The organism is Roseococcus pinisoli, assembly GCF_018413645.1.
In the GTDB taxonomy this organism is placed as follows: Bacteria; Pseudomonadota; Alphaproteobacteria; order Acetobacterales; family Acetobacteraceae; genus Roseococcus; species Roseococcus pinisoli.
The window spans coordinates 739,514-757,030 of record NZ_JAHCDA010000001.1 but is presented as its reverse complement, the minus strand read 5'-3'; the positions used below and the strand labels follow the sequence as shown (position 1 = coordinate 757,030).

The window sequence follows — 17,517 nt, the reverse complement described above, 5'->3', positions numbered from 1 at the left end:
GAGTCGCGTGGAAGGCGCTACTTCACGCCCCGCATCCAGAAGGCGAAGACCACCATTCCCGCCGCCGCCAGTCCGAAGCACATGCGATAGCCGCCGCCGGCGATCACCCCGGCGAAGACCAGCGACCCCGCCGTCTGGCCCAGGAAGAGCGACATCGCGAAGCAGGAGACCGAGGTCCCCCGCGCCTCCGGCAGCGCTTCCGTCGCCCGCGCCTGCAGCACCCCGTGGAAACTGTAGAAGCAGAAGCCCAGCACCAGCTGCATGGTCAGCACCACGCCCCAGGCTGGCGCCACCGCGGTCACGCCCAGCCCGGCCGCGAGGCCGAGCCCGCCGCCCAGCAGCAGTCCGCGCTCGCCGAAGCGCTTCACCATTCGCCGTGCCAGGCGCGTGTAGAAGATGGCGCCCACGCCGAAGAAGGCCACGATCAGCCCGGCCTCGCCGGCGGCGAGCGAGAAATCCTCGATCAGGTAGGAGGCGATGAAGGGGAAGGCGCCGCCGAAGAGCAGCGCGCCGTCCAGGAAGGCCGCGAACATCAGCCGCCGCGCGGACGGGTTCTTCAGGATCTTCGCATAGGCCATCAGCCCGCTCTGCCCGGCCGGCCCGGCGGGCGGGGCCTGCAGCATGCGTGGGCCCAGCAGCGCGGCCATCACCGCGCCCACCGTCAGGGTGAAGGCCCCGAAGGCGAGATAGCTGGCCTGCCAGCCGAAATGCTGACCGATCACGCCCGAGATCGGGCCCGTCATCAGCTGCGCCATCACATTGCCGATGAGGAACTGGCCGATCACGGCCTGCCGGTCCGCATAGGGCACCGTGTCGCCGATATGGGCCAGCAGCAGGGGGATGACGGCGCCCGCCACCAGCCCACTGGCCGCGCGCAGCATGGCCAGCTGCATGACGTTCGTCGCGAATTCGGCCAGCAGGGTGAGGATGCCGAAGAGCACCAGCGCTACCGCCACGACGCGGAGCTTGCCCAGTCTGTCACCGAGCGGGCCCGTCGCCACCTGGCCGCTGCCGTAGAAGAGCATGAAGACGGCCACGATGACCGCGACGTTCGAGACGGTGACGCCGAAATCCGCGGCGACCAGCGGCATCAGCGGGTCCATGATCCGCATGCCGGCCGCCGAGCCGAAGGCCGCGAGCGACAGGAGCCAAATGGCGACCTGCGGAGGAGTGCCGGCGCGGCCTTCGGTCATTCGGATTCTCGGTGGGGAAGGGGAAGATGGGGTTCCGGACGGGGCGTCGCCGCCCCGGGGGAAGACCCGCCGCTCACGCGGCGGTGCTGCGCCGCGCGCGCTCGCTTTCGGTCTTGAGCTGGCCGCAGGCGGCGAGGATGTCGCGCCCGCGCGGCCGGCGGATGGGGCTGGAATAGCCCGCATCGTTCAGGATGGCGGCAAAGCGCCGCACGGCCTCGGGTGTCGAGGTCTGGTAGGCGCTGCCGGGCCAGGGGTTGAACGGGATCAGGTTCACCTTGGCCGGCAGGTCGCGCAGCAGGCGCACCAGCTCATGCGCCTCGGCCTCGCTGTCGTTCACGCCGCGCAGCATCACATATTCGAAGGTGATGCGCCGCGCGTTGGAGGCGCCGGGATAGCGCTTGCAGGCCGCCAGAAGCTCGGCGATCGGGTATTTCCGGTTCAGCGGCACGAGCTCGTCGCGCAGGTCGTCGCGGACGGCGTGCAGCGAGACGGCCAGGTTCACGCCCAGCTCCTCGCCGCACTTGTCCATCATGGGCACGACGCCGGAGGTGCTGAGCGTGATCCGCCGGCGGGAGAGGGCGATGCCCTCATGGTCCATCACGATATTCAGCGCGCGGGCCGTCGCCTCGTAATTATAGAGCGGCTCGCCCATGCCCATCACGACGATGTTGGAGACGCGCCGGCCTTCCTCGCCCTTGGGCGTCGGCCATTCGCCGTAGCTGTCGCGCGCGGCCATGAACTGGCCGACGATCTCGGCGGTGCCGAGGTTGCGCACCAGCTTCTGGGTGCCGGTGTGGCAGAAGGAGCAGCTGAGCGTGCAGCCCACCTGCGTCGAGATGCACAGCGCCCCGCGATCGTCCTCGGGGATGTAGACGGTCTCGACCTCCTGGCCGTCCCGCCACTTGAACAGCCACTTGCGCGTGCCGTCGGTGCTGGTCTGCTCTGTGGTGACGCTGGGGCGGCCGATGGTGAAGCGTTCCGCGAGTCGCAGCTGGAGCGGCTTCGCGATGGTGTTCATCACCGAGAAGTCACGCACGCCCTGGTGGTAGATCCAGTGCCAGAGCTGCTTCGCCCGGAAGGGCTTCTCGCCGATCGCGAGCATCTCCTCGGCCAGCTGCTCGCGCGTCAGGCCGACGAGGTCACGGCGGCCTTCCTCGTCCGTCATCGCGGGCGGCGAGAAGATCGCGGATTTGGCGAGGATGCGCGTCCGCTCCGCCTCGGTCAGCCCGTCGATCGGCTGGGCGACCCGGTTGGCGGGTGGGAAGGCCTTGTTCATCTGCGGGGTGCCGGGCATTCGCGCGAAATGGCGTCATAGGCGGCGGTGAAGCCGTTGAGGCCGAAGGTGTCTGTCGCCTGTCCGCGCCCATTGGGGCCCGGGCCGCGGCCCAGCGCCTCACGCCCGCCGCGCAGCGCGGCCACGACCGCGCGGCCGTCGCGCGCGAAGGCCGTGTCGCCCGAGGTGTAGAAGGGCAGCTCGGTCGCGCCGACGAAGAGCTTGGCCTCGGCATTGCGGGGGAAGGCGTAGCCGACCCGGAATGCCACCTGGTCGCGGCTGCCGGCGCGGTGCGTGACGACGAGCATGACGTTGTTGCGCTCGCGCCCCGGCACGCCCTCGATGGTGCGCGCGCGGGTGAAGGCGTAGCAGACCTTGGCGTTGCCCTCGACATGGGTCGCGGCGGTCCAGGCCTGGAAGGAGCCGAGCTGGGCAGGACGGGCGGCTGTCGGCGCGCTCCGCTGCGCCTGGGCGGCGGGAGCGGCGAGGATCAGCAGGGAGGCAAGGGCAAGACCGCGCATCACCGCTAGATACGGGTGACGGGCCTGCACCGCAACCGCAGACCGGCGCAGGTCTGCCCGGACTCCGGCGGGAGCACGGAGAGTCGAAACCGCCGAGGTCATCGCCCGGTGGTCCGGCGACGCGGCGAGACCGGGCGCGAAGCGCGCCCGGTACCGAGAGCTTCGAAGCTAGCTCTCTTCCTCGTGGTCGGTCTCGACCTCGATCTCGTCGGCGATGGCCTCGTCCTCGTCCTCGAGCTCGTCGGCATCCTCGACGCCGGCATCGGCCTCGACATCCTCCAGCTCGACGTCGTCGGCATCGGCCTCCGTCTCCGCGGCGGCGCGCTTCTTCAGCTTGTCGTCAGGGAGGATATTGGCCGAGCGACGGGGGCGCGGCTGCTCAGCCGGCTGCTCCGTGCCGCATTTCGGACAAACGGCCGGCTGCTTGGCCATATCATAGAACTTCGCGCCGCAGGCCACGCAGGTGCGCTTCAAACCGAGTTCAGGCTTTGCCATGGAGCCCTCTGATTCCTTCTGCCCCGTTGGGCAGCGGCGCGCATTGCCACGGGCCGCGCGTCGGTGTCAAACCGGGTTGTCATGTCGCACGCTTCTGATCCCACCCCCTTACGCTCCAGCCCGGCCCCCCGGGGCCTCTCCGGCCGCCTCAAGGTGCCCGGCGACAAGTCGATCAGTCATCGCTCGCTGATGTTCGGCGCCCTGGCCATCGGCACCACCGAGATCGAGGGCCTGCTGGAGGGCGAGGACGTCCTGCGCACCGCTGCGGCCATGCGCCTCCTGGGCGCGACGGTGGATCATCTCGCCCCCGGGCGCTGGCGCGTGGCCGGTCGGGGCCTCGGCGGCCTGACCGAGCCGGCCGACGTGCTGGACATGGGCAATTCGGGCACGGCCGCCCGGCTGATCTGCGGCCTGCTGGCCGGGCACCCGTTCTTTTCGGTCATGACCGGCGATGCCAGCCTCCGCGGCCGGCCGATGAAGCGCGTCACCGACCCGTTGGCGGCCTGCGGGGCGCGATTCCTCTCCCGCGAGGGCGGGCGGCTGCCGCTGGCCATCGAGGGCGCGCGCAACCCGCTGCCGCTGGACTACACGCTGCCCGTCGCCTCGGCCCAGGTGAAGAGCGCCTGCCTGCTGGCCGGCCTCAGCGCCCCCGGCATCACCCGGGTCGTCGAGCCGGAAGCGACTCGCGACCATTCCGAGAACATGCTCCGCCATTTCGGCGCGAAGGTGCAGGTCGAGGTTCGCGGCCATGGACGCGTCATCGAGCTGACGGGCCAGCCCGAGCTGCGCGCCGCCGCCGTGAACGTGCCGGGCGACCCCTCCTCGGCGGCCTTCTTCCTCGTGGCCGCGCTGATCGTGCCGGGCTCCCGCCTGGTGATCGACAATGTCGGCCTCAACCCGCTGCGCACCGGCCTCTTCGATTCGCTGCGCGAGATGGGCGCGAAGCTCGAGGTCGGCTCCCCGCGCCTGGAAGGCGGCGAGCCGGTGGGCGACCTGGTCGCGGAATTCACCGCGCTGCGTGCCGTCGACGTCCCGCCGGAGCGGGCGCCGAGCATGATCGACGAATACCCGATCCTCGCCGTGGCGGCCGCCTGCGCCACCGGGACCAGCCGTTTCCGCGGCCTGGCCGAGCTGCGCGTGAAGGAGAGCGATCGCCTGACCGGCACGGCCGAGCTGCTGCGCGCGGCCGGCGTGCGCTGCGATATCGAGGGCGACGACCTGCTGGTCCATGGCTGCGGCGGCCCGCCCCCGGGCGGCGGCGTGGTGGCGACGGAGATGGACCACCGCATGGCGATGAGCGCGCTGGTGCTGGGCCTGGCCTGCCGCACGCCGCTCTCCATCGACGATGGCAGCTTCATCGCGACCAGCTTCCCCAACTTCCTGCCGCTGATGCACGCTGCCCTCGGCGCAGATCTCATGGTCCCTGTGTGAGCATGGCTCTGGTGATCGCCGTCGACGGGCCGGCGGCGGCGGGCAAGGGCACGCTGGCGCGCCGCCTCGCGGCGCATTTCGGCCTGCCCTATCTCGACACCGGCCTGCTGTACCGCGCGACGGGGCGCCGCGTGCTCGACGAGGGCGCCGACCCGGCGGACCCAGCGGCCGCCGAGCGTGCGGCCCGCGCCCTGGACCCGGCGGATTTCACCCGGACCGACCTGCGCAACCCGCCCGCCGATGCCGCCGCCAGCAAGGTGGCGGCGATTCCCGCCGTCCGCGCGGCGCTGCTCGACTTCCAGCGCGGCTTCGGCGCGGCGAAGGGCGCCGTGCTGGATGGGCGGGACATCGGCACCGTGGTCTTCCCCGAAGCCCGCGTGAAGCTCTTCGTGACCGCCAGCGCGGCCGAGCGCGCCCGCCGGCGCCATGCCGAGCTCGCCGCGCGCGGCGCGGCGCCGAGCCTCGAGGAAGTCGCGGCCGAGATGGCGGCGCGCGATGCCCGGGATGCGGCGCGCGACGTCGCGCCGCTGGCCCCCGCGAAGGACGCCGTGCTGCTCGACACGACCGAGCTGGATGCCGAGCAGGCCTTCGCCGAGGCCGTGCGAATCGTGGAATCCTTACAAAGCAAGTGATTTCCGCTTGACGATGCGGCCTTCAGGGCAGATGTAACGCTCGTCACAGCACTGTGGCCGGATCGGCGCGGACCGTACGCGCGCCAAACAGCGGCGGATGCTTCCGCAAGACGTGATCGCCCGGACCCCGGGAGATGGCGCAAGACCCGGAATACGGGGCCTTCGCCCCGTGCTCGACTCAGGACAAAATCGCCACATGGCATCTGCCACCAGCCCCGCCGCGCGCGGCGGCTCCGAAGACTTCGCCACGCTTCTCGACGAGATGCTGGGCGCCAACACCGGCTTCGCCGGCTCCGTCGTGTCCGGCAAGATCATCCGCATCGATGATGACTTCGCCGTCGTGGACGTGGGCCTCAAGAGCGAAGGCCGCGTCCCCCTCAAGGAATTCGCCCCGGCCGGCGCCAAGCCCGAGATCAAGCCCGGCGACGTCGTCGATCTCTTCGTGGAGCGCTACGAGGACAAGGAAGGCGCCATCGTCCTGTCGCGCGAGAAGGCTCGCCGCGAAGAGGCCTGGACCAACCTCGAGAAGGCCTTTGCCGCCAACCAGCGCGTGAACGGCGTGCTGTTCGGCCGCGTGAAGGGTGGCTTCACCGTCGACCTCGGCGGCGCCGTCGCCTTCCTGCCCGGCAGCCAGGTCGACATCCGCCCCGTCCGTGACGTCGGCCCGCTGATGGGCCAGTCGCAGCCCTTCCAGATCCTGAAGATGGATCGGGCGCGCGGCAACATCGTCGTCAGCCGCCGTGCGGTGCTGGAAGAGACCCGCGCCGAGCAGCGCGCCGAGCTCGTACAGGGCCTCAAGGAAGGCATGGTGCTCGATGGCGTGGTCAAGAACATCACCGACTACGGCGCCTTCGTGGACCTGGGCGGCGTGGACGGCCTGCTGCACGTCACCGACATCGCCTGGCGCCGCATCAACCACCCGAGCGAGGCCCTGACGATCGGTCAGGCCGTGAAGGTGCAGGTCATCCGCTTCAACAGCGACACGCAGCGCATCAGCCTCGGCATGAAGCAGCTGATGTCCGATCCGTGGGATGGCGTCGCGCTGAAGTACCCGGTGAACGCCAAGTTCTCCGGCCGCGTGACCAACATCACCGACTACGGCGCCTTCGTGGAGCTGGAGCCGGGCGTCGAGGGCCTCGTGCACGTCAGCGAGATGTCCTGGACGAAGAAGAACGTCCACCCGGGCAAGATCGTCGCGACCTCCGAGCAGGTGGACGTGCTGATCCTGGACGTGGACGAGCCGAAGCGCCGCATCTCGCTCGGCCTCAAGCAGGCCCAGGGCAATCCGTGGGAGGTCTTCCTGCAGGATCATCCGCTGGGCAGCGAGATCGAGGGCGAGATCCGCAACATCACCGAGTTCGGCCTGTTCATCGGCGTCGGCCCGGATGTGGACGGCATGGTCCACCTCTCCGATCTGAGCTGGGACCTGTCGGGCGAGCAGGCGATCGCCAACTACAAGAAGGGCGATACGGTGAAGGCGAAGGTTCTCGACGTCGACGTCGAGAAGGAGCGCATTTCGCTGGGCATCAAGCAGCTCGAGGCCGATCCGGCCGCCGAGGTGCTGGACAACGTGAAGAAGGGCGACATCGTCACCTGCACCGTCACCAAGATCGAGACCAACGGGATCGAGGTGAAGGTCAACGACGTGCTGACCGGCTTCATCCGCCGTGCGGAACTGGCGCGTGACCGCCAGGATCAGCGCCCCGACAAGTTCGCCATCGGCGAGAAGGTCGATGCGAAGATCACCGCCGTGGACCGCGCTGCCCGCCGCCTCTCCCTGACCGTGAAGGGCAAGGAGATCGAGGAGGAGCGCGAGGCCGTGAAGGAGTACGGCACGGCCGACTCCGGCGCGTCGCTGGGCGACATCCTCGGCGCGGCGATCCGCCGCCGCCGCGAGATGGCCGGCGAGGAGTAGGAGTTTCCGCGCCGGCTTCGGCCGGCCGGACTCAAATGAGGGGCGCGCCCGGCTGGGTGCGCCCCTTTTTTGTTGTCGACTGTCCAGAAATGCGATCCATCATGACACCTTATGGGGATTACGCTTCGATCGTCCCAGTCTTCGGGAAAAATCAAGGATTGTTGTGATTAACAATAATCAAAGGCCATGAACCCATTGCAAACAAGACAAATTGGCTATTTATTGGACGTTAATCTTTTTAAAGAAACAAACAGACCATAAAATTCTTGGAAATTGCACGCTCTAGTGGTAATTCTTTGCACGCAAAAAGTGTGTGGGGAGACTTCGATGCGTATACTTCTGGTCGAAGACGACCGGTCCGCCGCGCGTGGCATCACTTTCCAATTGCAGCAGCACCGCATGGTCGTCGATGTCGCGGATTGCGGAGGAGAGGCCCTCGAGATGGGGCGCCTCTATGACTACGACGCCGTCGTGGTGGACCTCATGCTCCCCGACATGGAAGGCTACGAGGTGGTATCGAAGCTCCGCGCCTCGCGCGTCGAGGCGCCGGTCCTGATGCTGTCGGCCGTCTCCCGCACCCAGGCCAAGATCCACGGCCTCTCCGTCGGCGCCGACGACTATATGGCCGAGCCCTTTGACCCGGATGAGCTGGTGGCCCGCCTCCAGGCGATGATCCGGCGCTCCAAGGGCTTCAGCCGGCCCCGCATCCAGCTCGGCGCCCTTTCCCTCGACATCGGCGCCAAGGAGGTGGCGGTGCAGGGGCGCATGGTGCACCTGACGTGCAAGGAATACGCGATCCTGGAGCTGCTGCTGATGCGCCGGGGGACGGTCCTGTCCAAGGAGAATTTCCTCGACCACCTCTATGGCGGCCTGGACGAGCCGGACGGCAAGATCATCGACGTCTTCGTCTGCAAGCTGCGGAAGAAGCTGCAGGTCGCCGGCGCGGCCAATGTCATCGGCACGGTCTGGGGGCGCGGCTATATCATCCGCGACGGCAGCGGCCCCGCGACCTACCGCCCTTCGGTGGCCGAGATGCAGCTCGACGCCGTCTGAAACTCCTCGCTTCCGGCCGGTTCGGCGTCCGACAGATGGACGCCTTCCTTCCGCAGCCCGGCCTGGAGCTCGGCGATCGGCACGGCGCGGGAGGCGAGGTTGCGGTCCGCCGCGATCGCGGCCGCCAGCCCGGCCGCCTGGCCCGTGAGCCAGCATTGCGGGATCTCGCGCAGGAAGGAATGGCTGTTGGAGTCGCAGCTCAGATGCCGGCCCGGCGCCAGAAGCCCGTCCAGCCTCTCCGGCACCAGCGCGCCGTAGGGCACGGAGACGTTGGGAAATTTCGGTGCGAGGCTGGGCGAGACGCCGATCTCGTCCGCGCGCACCCGCCCATCCCAGTCCGATCGAAGCACGCTGCCGGCCCCGCGCAGGCGCCGCGCGTGGCGGATGCCGATCTGCGGGGCGGAAAGCATCATCCAGGCATTTCGGAAGCCCGGTGCCTCGGCGCGGTAATGCTCCAGGTGCTGCGCCATGAGCCGATGGCTCTGGATCTCCACCGCCGTCAGGTCGTCCACATCCACGGCCGAATAGCCGGAGAGGCGGGGCCCCAGGAACAGCGCCACGTCGTCACGCCAGGAAGCGAAGGCGCGCTCGAAGTAGCGGAAGCGCTCGCGGCCGCGCTGCATGAAAGCGCCGAAGGCCTCGGGCTCCTCGGCGCGCCAGCGCTGGTAGCGGGGCATGTTCACGCCGCCGAAAAGCCAGCTTGTGTTCATGCAGTGATGGATGTCGTTCTCGTCGATATCCGCGTCGAAGGCTGCGCCCGCGCGGGCGAAGAGGTCGCCATCGCCCGTCGCGTCCACCACGCAGGCGGCGCGGATGGCGCGGCGGCCCTGCTTCGATTCGAAGATAGCCCCGCGCACCGCGCCCTCCTCCATCAGCGGCTCGGCGCCCCAGGCGTGGAAGAGGATCTCGGCGCCCGATTCCAGCACCATCTCCATGGCGGCGAGCTTCATGACCTCCGGGTCGCAGGTCGGCGAATGGGTCACCACGCCATGGAAGGCGGCGGTGCGCAGCTGCCACCAGGCGGCGGTCGCGGCGTCGCGGCTGCCCCAGGCGGCGGGCGGCGGCCCAGCGATGGCGCCGGGAGGCAGGCGGCCTAAAAATTCCTCGGCGAAGCCGCGGATGACCTTGCGGCCGGACCAGTCGGTCATGCGGTCGATCCAGACCACGAGGCCACCAGTGGAAAGGCCGCCCAGATGGTTGTTCCGCTCCAGCAGGAGGGTCCGCGCGCCCCGGCGTCCCGCGGCCACCGCCGCCGCGACGCCGGCCGGGCCGCCGCCGACGACGAGCACGTCGCATTGCGCATGGATGGGAATTTCCCGCGCCGCCTCCGTCACGGTCTCGCCCGTCGGCGGTCGGCGGCGCGCATCGCCCGCGAAAGTCTCGCTGCGGAAGAAGAGGCGGCCGCCCTGGGCCTCGGAATTCGTTCCCATGCCGCCACAGATAGCCCGACTTGCGGCCGGTGCCAGCCTTTGGCAGACAGGTAGCGTGTTGCGGTTCCTGCCCTTGCTCCTGCTGATGGCCGGCTGCGCCGCCCAGCCTCAGGTCGCGGCCATTCCGCCCCCGCTGAGCTACCCGCCGGCGGCGCGCGAGCGCATGATCCGCCTGGCCGTGAACGAATGGCGCGACTGGGGCTGCGCCATCGGCGGCCTGCCGGGCCCGAGCCTCGCCGCCTGCGAGAATCCCGGCGTCGCCCGTTTGGAAAACGCCCCCGAGAACTTCCCCCGGGTCCTCGCCTATTGGCGCGCGGTTCCCAATGGCGAGGGCGCCATTCCCGCCAATCGCGGCCGCTACATCGCCGCCCTGCGCGGCGAGGCGACGTCGCCGGGCCTATGGGCCGAGCCCTACTGGTCCGCCGCCTTCATCTCCTGGGTGATGTCGGCGGCGGGCGTGGATGCGCCGGAATTCGCGCCCGACGCCTCGCACTCCCGCTATCTCGACCATCTGGACACGCTGGCCGCCGCCTGGCCCGGCCTCGCGCCCTTCCTGCCGCGCGACCCGTTGGCCTATGCGCCCCAGGCCGGGGACCTCGTCTGCCGCGACCGCTCGCGCCGGCCCCTCGCTTCCTGGTCCGAGCGGGCGCGGGAGCGCGGGCAGTTCCGCCCCATGCATTGCGACATCGTCGTCGCGGCGGGGCCGGGCGTCGTCGAGGCAGTGGGCGGCAACGTCTCCGACAGCGTGACGCTCACGCGCCTGCAGACGGACGAGGCCGGTCGGCTGGTGCCGGGCGAGTTCCGTGCCATCGTGGTGATGGAAAACCGTCTCGGCCGCACACCCCCCTGGTCCGTGGAGCCCCGTTCATGACCGATCTCTTCAGCCCGCTGACGCTGCGCGGCGTCACGCTCCGCAACCGCATCGGCGTCTCGCCCATGTGTATGTACTCCTGTGCGGCGGACGGGCTGCCGACGGACTGGCACATGGCGCATCTCGTCTCCCGCGCGGTGGCGGGGCCGGGCATGACCATGGTCGAGGCCTCGGCCGTCGTGCCGGAGGGCCGGATCACGCCGCAGGATGTGGGCATCTGGAGCGACGCGCATACCGCCCCGCATGCCCGCCTGGCCGGTGCCATCGCCGCCATGGGCTCCGTGCCGGCCATCCAGATCGCGCATGCGGGCCGGAAGGCCAGCCGGTCGCGGCCCTGGGAGGCGCCCGCCCCGGCGGAAGGCGGCTGGCAGACCCTCGGCCCGAGCGCCGCCGCCTTCGGCGACTTCCTGCCGCCCCAGGCGCTGAGCGAGGCCGAGATCGAGGCGACCATCCAGGCCTTCGTCGCGGCGGCCCGGCGCTCGGTGCAGGCGGGCTACCGCCTGATCGAGATCCATGGCGCGCATGGCTATCTGATCCACCAGTTCCTCTCCCCCCTCTCCAATCAGCGCAATGACGGCTGGGGCGGCGATTTCGACGGCCGCACCCGGCTGGCGCGCGAGGTGGTGAAGGCCGTCCGCGCCGCCATCCCCGACGAGCTGGCGCTGTCCATCCGCATCTCCCACACCGATTGGGTCGAGGGCGGCTGGAATACGGAGGAGAGCGTGCGCCTCTCCCAGCTGGTGAAGGAGCTCGGCGTCGACATCGTCGATGTGAGCTCGGGCGGCCTGGATGCGGGGCAGAAGATTCCGATGGGCCCGGGCTACCAGGTGCCGGGCGCGGCGGCGGTGAAGTCCGGCGCGGCGGTCCCGGTCATGGCCGTCGGTCTCATCACGGAGCCGGCCCAGGCGCAGGAGATCCTCGACGAGGGCAAGGCGGACCTCATCCTGCTCGCGCGCGCCTTCCTGCGTGACCCCTATTGGACGCTGAATGCCGCCGTGGCGCTGGGCCGGACGGAGGCGCTGGCCATCCCACCGCAATACGACCGCAGCTGGAGCAGCCCCGCGCGGCTGACGCTGGAGCGCCGGATCGCCGATCCGCTGCCGCCGCTCTAGGCGGCGGGCCCGCGCGCGGCATCCCGGCCATGGAAGCGGTGGATCTCGCGCTGGTGCTGGCCATAGACGTCTCGGCCAGCGTCGATTTCGACGAATTCGCGCTGATGGTGAACGGGCTGGGCCGGGCCTTCCTCGACCCGGACGTGATCGCCGCCGCGACGGGCGGGCCGCGCGGCGCCGTGGCGGTCGCCGCGCTCTTCTGGTCCGACGGGCAGGAGGTCGCGCTGCCCTGGCAGCGGATCGCGACGGCGGCCGAAGGCGCGGTGGTGGCCGAGGCGCTCGAGGCCGCGCCCCGCCTTCCGCGTCCTGGGGCGACCGCCCTGGGCGAGGGGCTGGTGGCCGCCCTCCGCCTGCTGGCGCAATGCCCCGCCGATGCGACGCGGCTGATCGTGGACGTCTCGGGCGACGGCGCCAGCAACCGCGGGCGCCCGCCGGGGCCGATCCGCGACGTGGCGGTGGCGGGCGGGGCCACGATCAACGGCCTCGCCGTGCTGAACGAGGAGCCGGACCTGCTGGAGCATTACCGCACGGAGGTGATGGGCGGGCCGGGCGCCTTCGTCATGGACTGCGCGGATTACGCCGACTTCGCCGAGGCCATCGGCCGGAAGCTGGTGCGCGAGATGCGCGGCACGATCGGGACGGTCTGACGGCCCGGGCCGCGGCTCTCAGCCCAGCCGCTTCTCGGCCTCGATGGTCTCCCGCACGGCGTCACGCGCCATCATGCGGGCGTAATGGGCCTCGAGCGCGGGGAAGGTGCCGGCCGGCTGGTCCAGCCAGTCCCGCACGCGCCAGTAGAGGCGGAAGAGGTGGATGTCGGCGACGGAATAGGCGCCGACGCACCATTCGCGCCCCGCCAGCTTCCGCTCCACGACGTGGTAGATCTCCAGCGAGTGCTCCAGGCCCTGGCGCCGCGCCGGATGGACGGTGGAGGCGCAGAAGGACATCCAGGAGACGACCTGCGCCTGCTCCTCGATGTCCTCGGGCAGCAGCTTCGCCTCGGGGAAGCGGCGCCCCAGGTAGAAGAGGATGCCGGCCACCTCGGTGAGGGGGCGCCCGTCGACGATCAGCGTCGGGACCTTGCCGAGCGGGTTGATGGCGAGGAATTCCGGCGTCCGCGTCTCGCCCCGGTCGAAGGAGAGCGAGGCCGTGGTGAACTCGGCGCCGACCTCGCGCAGGGCGATATGCGCGGCCATGGAGCTCGAGCCGGGGGAGAGATAGAGCTTCATTCGGTCATGCGTCCGTTCGGATGGAAGAAGCCCGGGCCAGGCGACCCCAGCGGTCGTAATCGGCGGTCATCAGCCGGGCGAGCTCCTCGGGCGTGCCGCCGCCGGGCTCGTCGCCCCGGCCCGTGAGATGGGCGCGCAGCCCCGCCTCGGCCACGGCGGCGTTCAGCGCCGCATTGAGGCGCACGATCATGGGCGCGGCGGTCCGGCGCGGCGCGAAGAGGCCGATCCAGGCGTAGAAGGCGAGATCCGGCAGGCCCTGCTCCTGCGCGGTCGCGATCTCGGTCAAAGCAGGGCAGCGGGCGAGGCCCGTCGTCAGCAGCCCCGACGCCTTGGCCCGACGCAGCGCCGGCATGACGGCCGAGGCGTTGTCGAAGAGAAGCTTGGTGCGCCCGCCCAGGAGGTCCTGCAGGGCGGCGGCCGATCCGCGGCTGGGCGTATGCGCCATCGCCGGCCGGCCGAGCTGCTGGCGCAGCATCTCCATGGCGAGGTGCGCCAGGCTGCCCGCGCCGGGCGAGCCATAGGCGAGCGGCTCCCGCCGCCCGGCCAGATAGGCCTTCAGCCCGGCCAGGTCGCGGAGGCCGAGCGCCGGATCGGCGCAAAGCACCAGCGCCGACCGGCCGGCCAGGCCCACGGGGGCCAGCTCGCGCGGGTCGAGCGTCATGCCCTCGACCGTGTGGGGATTGATGGTCATCGGCCCGACGCTGCCGAGCAGCAGCGTGTAGCCGTCCGGCTTGGCGGACATCACCGCTTCGGTGCCGAGGTTCCCGGCCTCGCCCGCGCGGTTGTCGATCTCGACGGGGACGCCCAGCGCCGCCTGCAGGCCGGGAAGCAGCAGCCGGCATGCGATATCCGTCCGGCCGCCCTGGGGGAAGCCGACCACGATCGTGACCGGGCGGGCTGGATTCCAGACGCCCTGGGCGAGGGCCGGCGTCGCGCAGGCCCCACTGGCAAGCGCGAGAAAAGAGCGGCGGGGGATCGCGCTCATGGGACCTTTTCCTCCCGGGTCAACCTATCGTAGCGGACGATTTTTACAGCGCCAAGGAGCGCATGCCGTGCCTCAAGAGGCGGCAAAAGCCGCTTTTGATAGGGCATCCTTATAAGGGCCGTGCCGGCCATGCTGTAAGGATGCCCCCTCTTTCATGGCGGATTTATGAGGAAGGGCCAGCGGGCCGCGATTGCATAATGGACAGGATGGCTTACGCAATAAGCGGGAAATGACGATCCAAGACGTGACGGCCTGTTGCAGTGCGGCGCAAAATCGCTGAAATTCCGGCGCGACTGCTCAGGTAATGAGCGATGATTCGTCAGGAATCCGCGTGGTGTTCGCCGAGCACGAATTGGAAGCTGTCTAAAATTCCGGCAAGCAAAAAAGGTTGGAGATAACGCTTGACAAATTTTGATGAAAAGCTGGGGCCAATATTCGCGGATATTCTCCACAGGAATCCTGGGGAAGACGAATTTCATCAGGCGGCCCGCGAGGTCTTTGAAAGCCTTGGCCGTGTCGTCGCCAAGAAGCCTTCCTACCTCAACGATGCTCTGCTCGAGCGCATCTGCGAGCCGGAGCGGCAGATCATCTTCCGCGTGCCCTGGACCGACGATAAGGGCCAGACGCATGTGAACCGCGGCTTCCGCGTCCAGTTCAACTCGGCGCTCGGCCCCTACAAGGGCGGGCTGCGCTTCCACCCTTCCGTGAATCTCGGGATCATCAAGTTCCTGGGCTTCGAGCAGATGTTCAAGAACGCGCTGACCGGCATGCCGATCGGCGGCGGCAAGGGCGGCTCCGACTTCGATCCGAAGGGCCGGTCCGAAGCCGAGATCATGCGCTTCTGCCAGTCCTTCATGACCGAGCTGTACCGCCACCTGGGCGAGTACACGGACGTGCCGGCCGGCGACATGGGCGTGGGCGGCCGCGAGCTCGGCTATATGTTCGGCCAGTACAAGCGCATCACCAACCGCTACGAGGCGGGCGTGCTCACCGGCAAGGGCGTGGGCTGGGGCGGCTCGCTGGTCCGCACCGAGGCGACGGGCTACGGCGCCACCTACTTCATGCAGGAGATGCTGGCCACGCGCCGCCAGGGCATCGAGGGCAAGCGGGTCGTGGTGTCGGGTTCCGGCAACGTCGCGATCTACACGGTCGAGAAGATCCATGAGCTCGGCGGCAAGGTCATCGCGATGTCCGATTCCGGCGGCTACATCGTCGACGAGGCCGGCATCGACCTCGACCTGATCAAGGACATCAAGGAGAACCGCCGCAAGCGGATCTCGCAATACGCGATCGAGCGCAGCTCCGCCCATCACTACAGCGAAGGCTCGATCTGGTCGGTGCCCTGCGACATCGCCATGCCCTCCGCCACCCAGAACGAGCTGACGGGACGCGACGCGGAAGTGCTGGTGCGCAACGGCGTGATCGCGGTCGCCGAGGGCGCGAACATGCCCTCGACGCCGGAAGCGGTGCGCGTATTCCAGGAGGGCAAGGTGCTCTTCGGCCCGGGCAAGGCGGCCAATGCCGGCGGCGTGGCCACCAGCGCCCTGGAGATGCAGCAGAACGCCTCGCGCGATTCCTGGACCTTCGAGGCGACCGAGAAGCGCCTCGCGGACATCATGCGCGACATCCACCGTTCCTGCGCCGAGACCGCCAAGGAATACGGCGCGGCGGACAACTACGTGCTGGGCGCGAACATCGTGGGCTTCAGCCGCGTTGCCGACGCCATGCGTTCGCACGGCGTGATCTGACGCAAAGGATCGGGGCCGGGCGCAGGCCTGGCCCCGATCGGACTTTCCGCCTTCCCGCCGCCGCTTCCGCTCAGAAGGCCAGGCGCGCGCGGAAGGCGAAGAGATGCACCGGCCCGCGATCGGCATTGAAGGCCGGATTCACCGCGAGCTGGTAGTTGACCGCGAGATTGACCCCCGGAGCCACGCGGGCGTCGTAATACACCTCCGAGGCCACTTCCGGCCGATAGCGCAGCGCGCCGTCCCCGGTGATGAAGCCGATGCCGCCCTGCTCCAGGTACTGGCGCCGCCCGGCCGAGATCCAGCCGATATTGGCGCCAAGTCCTACCGTGTCGTTCGGCCGGTTCCAGCGCAGGCCGCGCAGGGACAGGCCGCCGGAGACCGCGCGGTCCATCTCGGTGAACATCCAGTTCTGCGTGCGCCCGTCATTCCAGGAGAGGCGCGCGAAGACGCCGAGGTCGTCGGTCAGCTCCTGGTCCCAGCTCAGGTTGACGTTGTGCTTCAGGCGGTAGCCGGTGGGATTCTGCTCGAAGGTATCGAAGCCGTTGCGGAAGATCTCGCCCCAGCTGGACTGCCGGGAGCGGGAGGCGCCGTAGGTGAGGCGGAGCGCGCCCGACCGCCCGTTCACGGTGTAGAAGCGATCCACCTGCGCGAGGGCCTGCCAGGCGCGTGTGACGGCGGGATCGAGAAAGAGGCCGTTGACCCGGCGCGCGACCTGGAAGGCGCCGGCGCGCAGGCCCCAGCTCCCATTCTCCCATTCGATGGCCACGCCCGGCGTCCATCCCCGCGCATCGGCCGCGTAGTCGAAGGCGCCCCCGCCCACCAGGGCCCAGTTGAGGAATTGCGTGCGCGGATCATGGGCGTAGCGGTTGTCGTCGAAGATGTCCCAGACGCTCATCTTGCCCGCGGTGATGGTGATGCGCTCGCGCGGCAGCGGCGCGTTGAAGCGCAGCGGGTCGTCATTCGGCACGGTATCGGCCGAGAGCCCGATGGTCTGCCGGAACAGGATGCGCGGCGTATAGATGTAGGGCTCCGTCGAGCCCAGGCGGAAGGCCTCGTTGTTCGGGAAGGCCGCGATGCCGGTGGCGTTGGAGAGGCCGAAGCCCCGCGTGACCGAGGCGTTCACCAGCACCTCCGCGCCCGCCCACAACCGGCGGCCGAGCACGAGATCCGACGAGAAGGTATTGGCGGCCTGCGCCGCAGGACGCAGCGAGCCGGCCGCGCGATAGGGCGAACGGAAGGAAGGGTGGCCCTGGATGACGAAGGTGGCCTGGCCGCGCACCAGCCAGCCCTCGCTCTCCATCTGGTCCTGCCATGCGGCAAGGCTCGGGAACAGCGCCGCCTCCGCCGGAGCAGGAGGGGCGGAGAGCTGTGCCTCTTCACCCGCGATCCGTGCAGAAAGCGGCGGCGTCTGTGCCATGGCACAGAGCGGGGCAACCAGCGCGATCGCCAGGGCGATAGCCGCCGCGGAACGGGCGGCGGGGCGGAAATTCGTTGAGGTCATGGTCGAGTCTCAGTGATCGGCCACGGGCATCTTGCGCGCCCGGGCCTGCGAAAGGGGAGATTGAGGTGTGGGGACGGGTGGCCGTTCGGCCGGTCTGCCGGCGCGGCGGAGGGCGCCCGCCGGCCCTGTCC

The 17,517-nt window shown here is 69.6% G+C and carries 16 protein-coding genes; 8 read left to right on the top strand and 8 right to left on the bottom strand.

Going from position 1 to position 17,517, the window contains the following annotated elements:
- Positions 1–17: 17 nt before the first annotated feature.
- The 4 genes from KHU32_RS03595 to KHU32_RS03580 form a co-directional block, all read right to left on the bottom strand.
- Positions 18–1,193: an MFS transporter gene (locus KHU32_RS03595; protein WP_213668656.1), complete on the bottom strand. Its 1,176-nt coding sequence runs from the start codon at positions 1,191–1,193 to the stop codon at positions 18–20.
- A gap of 73 nt (positions 1,194–1,266) precedes the next feature.
- Positions 1,267–2,469 carry a 23S rRNA (adenine(2503)-C(2))-methyltransferase RlmN gene (gene rlmN, locus KHU32_RS03590; RefSeq protein ID WP_213668655.1) on the bottom strand — a complete coding sequence of 401 codons (1,203 nt, stop codon included), beginning with the start codon at positions 2,467–2,469 and terminating at the stop codon, positions 1,267–1,269.
- Entirely contained in the window at positions 2,466–2,987 is a 522-nt protein-coding gene (locus KHU32_RS03585) for an invasion associated locus B family protein (RefSeq protein ID WP_213668654.1), read from the bottom strand. Before KHU32_RS03585 ends, rlmN begins: the two co-directional genes overlap by 4 nt.
- A gap of 168 nt (positions 2,988–3,155) precedes the next feature.
- On the bottom strand, positions 3,156–3,482 hold the full coding sequence (locus KHU32_RS03580) for a TIGR02300 family protein (protein ID WP_213668653.1): 327 nt from the start codon (positions 3,480–3,482) through the stop codon (positions 3,156–3,158).
- Between the two features lie 81 nt (positions 3,483–3,563).
- Between KHU32_RS03580 and aroA the strand changes: the two genes are divergently transcribed.
- The 4 genes from aroA to KHU32_RS03560 all read left to right on the top strand — a co-directional run bounded on the left by aroA (position 3,564) and on the right by KHU32_RS03560 (position 8,513).
- Positions 3,564–4,913 (top strand): 3-phosphoshikimate 1-carboxyvinyltransferase, encoded by a 1,350-nt coding sequence (gene aroA / locus KHU32_RS03575; RefSeq protein ID WP_213668652.1) that lies wholly within the window; start codon positions 3,564–3,566, stop codon positions 4,911–4,913.
- A gap of 2 nt (positions 4,914–4,915) precedes the next feature.
- The gene (gene cmk / locus KHU32_RS03570; RefSeq protein WP_213668651.1) at positions 4,916–5,545 is read left to right on the top strand and encodes a (d)CMP kinase; all 630 of its coding nucleotides are present in this window, start codon (positions 4,916–4,918) and stop codon (positions 5,543–5,545) included.
- Positions 5,546–5,741: 196 nt separating this feature from the next.
- Entirely contained in the window at positions 5,742–7,460 is a 1,719-nt protein-coding gene (rpsA, locus tag KHU32_RS03565; RefSeq protein WP_213668650.1) for a 30S ribosomal protein S1, read from the top strand.
- A gap of 327 nt (positions 7,461–7,787) precedes the next feature.
- Positions 7,788–8,513, top strand: coding sequence for a response regulator transcription factor (locus KHU32_RS03560; protein ID WP_213668649.1), 726 nt, complete (start codon positions 7,788–7,790; stop codon positions 8,511–8,513).
- Here the strand turns inward: KHU32_RS03560 and KHU32_RS03555 are convergent.
- Positions 8,471–9,943, bottom strand: a complete 1,473-nt coding sequence (locus KHU32_RS03555) for an FAD-dependent oxidoreductase (protein ID WP_213668648.1) — start codon at positions 9,941–9,943, stop codon at positions 8,471–8,473. The two genes, KHU32_RS03560 and KHU32_RS03555, sit on opposite strands and share 43 nt — an antisense overlap.
- Before the next feature lie 58 nt (positions 9,944–10,001).
- On the opposite strand from KHU32_RS03555, the gene KHU32_RS03550 reads away from it, so the two are divergent.
- From KHU32_RS03550 to KHU32_RS03540, 3 genes are read left to right on the top strand one after another with little or no spacing between them, the layout of a single operon-like run.
- A complete protein-coding gene (locus KHU32_RS03550) occupies positions 10,002–10,814 on the top strand; it encodes a DUF2272 domain-containing protein (RefSeq protein WP_249680532.1) in 813 nt (270 codons plus the stop codon).
- Complete coding sequence (locus KHU32_RS03545; protein ID WP_213668647.1) at positions 10,811–11,926, top strand: NADH:flavin oxidoreductase/NADH oxidase; 1,116 nt, start codon at positions 10,811–10,813, stop codon at positions 11,924–11,926. Before KHU32_RS03550 ends, KHU32_RS03545 begins: the two co-directional genes overlap by 4 nt.
- Before the next feature lie 29 nt (positions 11,927–11,955).
- Positions 11,956–12,573 carry a DUF1194 domain-containing protein gene (locus KHU32_RS03540; protein ID WP_213668646.1) on the top strand — a complete coding sequence of 206 codons (618 nt, stop codon included), beginning with the start codon at positions 11,956–11,958 and terminating at the stop codon, positions 12,571–12,573.
- An 18-nt stretch (positions 12,574–12,591) separates the two neighbouring features.
- Here KHU32_RS03540 and KHU32_RS03535 read toward each other — a convergent pair whose 3' ends face one another.
- Together KHU32_RS03535 and KHU32_RS03530 are read right to left on the bottom strand one after the other, a co-directional pair.
- Positions 12,592–13,152, bottom strand: a complete 561-nt coding sequence (locus tag KHU32_RS03535; protein WP_213668645.1) for a glutathione S-transferase family protein — start codon at positions 13,150–13,152, stop codon at positions 12,592–12,594.
- 4 nt (positions 13,153–13,156) lie between these two features.
- Positions 13,157–14,137: a Bug family tripartite tricarboxylate transporter substrate binding protein gene (locus KHU32_RS03530; RefSeq protein ID WP_213668644.1), complete on the bottom strand. Its 981-nt coding sequence runs from the start codon at positions 14,135–14,137 to the stop codon at positions 13,157–13,159.
- Positions 14,138–14,538: 401 nt separating this feature from the next.
- Between KHU32_RS03530 and gdhA the strand changes: the two genes are divergently transcribed.
- Positions 14,539–15,885 (top strand): NADP-specific glutamate dehydrogenase, encoded by a 1,347-nt coding sequence (gdhA, locus tag KHU32_RS03525; RefSeq protein ID WP_249680530.1) that lies wholly within the window; start codon positions 14,539–14,541, stop codon positions 15,883–15,885.
- Positions 15,886–15,955: 70 nt separating this feature from the next.
- On the opposite strand, the gene KHU32_RS03520 is transcribed toward gdhA, so the two are convergent.
- Positions 15,956–17,386 carry a carbohydrate porin gene (locus KHU32_RS03520; RefSeq protein ID WP_213668643.1) on the bottom strand — a complete coding sequence of 477 codons (1,431 nt, stop codon included), beginning with the start codon at positions 17,384–17,386 and terminating at the stop codon, positions 15,956–15,958.
- Positions 17,387–17,517: the final 131 nt, after the last annotated feature.

What these genes read in the sequence shown, in the direction of transcription:
- rpsA (WP_213668650.1), top strand. Translation starts at nt 5,742, where the DNA reads ATGGCATCTGCCACCAGCCCCGCCGCGCGCGGCGGCTCCGAAGACTTC.
- cmk (WP_213668651.1), top strand. Translation starts at nt 4,916, where the DNA reads ATGGCTCTGGTGATCGCCGTCGACGGGCCGGCGGCGGCGGGCAAGGGC.
- aroA (WP_213668652.1), top strand. Translation starts at nt 3,564, where the DNA reads ATGTCGCACGCTTCTGATCCCACCCCCTTACGCTCCAGCCCGGCCCCC.
- KHU32_RS03595 (WP_213668656.1), bottom strand. Translation starts at nt 1,193, where the DNA reads ATGACCGAAGGCCGCGCCGGCACTCCTCCGCAGGTCGCCATTTGGCTC.
- KHU32_RS03555 (WP_213668648.1), bottom strand. Translation starts at nt 9,943, where the DNA reads ATGGGAACGAATTCCGAGGCCCAGGGCGGCCGCCTCTTCTTCCGCAGC.
- KHU32_RS03580 (WP_213668653.1), bottom strand. Translation starts at nt 3,482, where the DNA reads ATGGCAAAGCCTGAACTCGGTTTGAAGCGCACCTGCGTGGCCTGCGGC.
- KHU32_RS03545 (WP_213668647.1), top strand. Translation starts at nt 10,811, where the DNA reads ATGACCGATCTCTTCAGCCCGCTGACGCTGCGCGGCGTCACGCTCCGC.
- KHU32_RS03585 (WP_213668654.1), bottom strand. Translation starts at nt 2,987, where the DNA reads ATGCGCGGTCTTGCCCTTGCCTCCCTGCTGATCCTCGCCGCTCCCGCC.
- rlmN (WP_213668655.1), bottom strand. Translation starts at nt 2,469, where the DNA reads ATGAACAAGGCCTTCCCACCCGCCAACCGGGTCGCCCAGCCGATCGAC.
- KHU32_RS03560 (WP_213668649.1), top strand. Translation starts at nt 7,788, where the DNA reads ATGCGTATACTTCTGGTCGAAGACGACCGGTCCGCCGCGCGTGGCATC.
- KHU32_RS03530 (WP_213668644.1), bottom strand. Translation starts at nt 14,137, where the DNA reads ATGAGCGCGATCCCCCGCCGCTCTTTTCTCGCGCTTGCCAGTGGGGCC.
- KHU32_RS03535 (WP_213668645.1), bottom strand. Translation starts at nt 13,152, where the DNA reads ATGAAGCTCTATCTCTCCCCCGGCTCGAGCTCCATGGCCGCGCATATC.
- KHU32_RS03540 (WP_213668646.1), top strand. Translation starts at nt 11,956, where the DNA reads ATGGAAGCGGTGGATCTCGCGCTGGTGCTGGCCATAGACGTCTCGGCC.
- KHU32_RS03520 (WP_213668643.1), bottom strand. Translation starts at nt 17,386, where the DNA reads ATGACCTCAACGAATTTCCGCCCCGCCGCCCGTTCCGCGGCGGCTATC.